General features: G+C 67.2%; 1 protein-coding gene. It reads left to right on the plus strand.

Going from position 1 to position 244, the window contains the following annotated elements; translation table 11 throughout:
- The coding region (locus LD028_RS09345) for a LysR substrate-binding domain-containing protein (protein WP_237811655.1) at positions 1 to 244 on the plus strand (244 nt) is incomplete at both ends.

Consider the following 244-nt stretch of genomic DNA (forward strand, 5'->3'; position numbering starts at 1 on the left):
CTCGAACGAATGGGCACTCCGGCATCGCCGACGGACCTGCGCGCCCACAGGGCGATCGTATACACCCAAGGTTTGGGGGCCGAGGAATGGCGGTTCCGGCGCGGAGCGGTCGATACCTCAGTGCGCATCCCCACACGGCTTTCGTTCAGCGCGGCCGAGGGCGTGCGCGAAGCGGTGATCGGCGGATTGGGCTTGGCGATAAGCTCGCGGTGGATGATGGCACCGGAACTCGCCAACGGCACGG

Origin of the sequence: Anoxybacillus sp. LAT27, assembly GCF_022030075.1 — a bacterium.
Classification (GTDB): domain Bacteria; phylum Bacillota; class Bacilli; order Bacillales; family Anoxybacillaceae; genus Anoxybacillus; species Anoxybacillus kestanbolensis.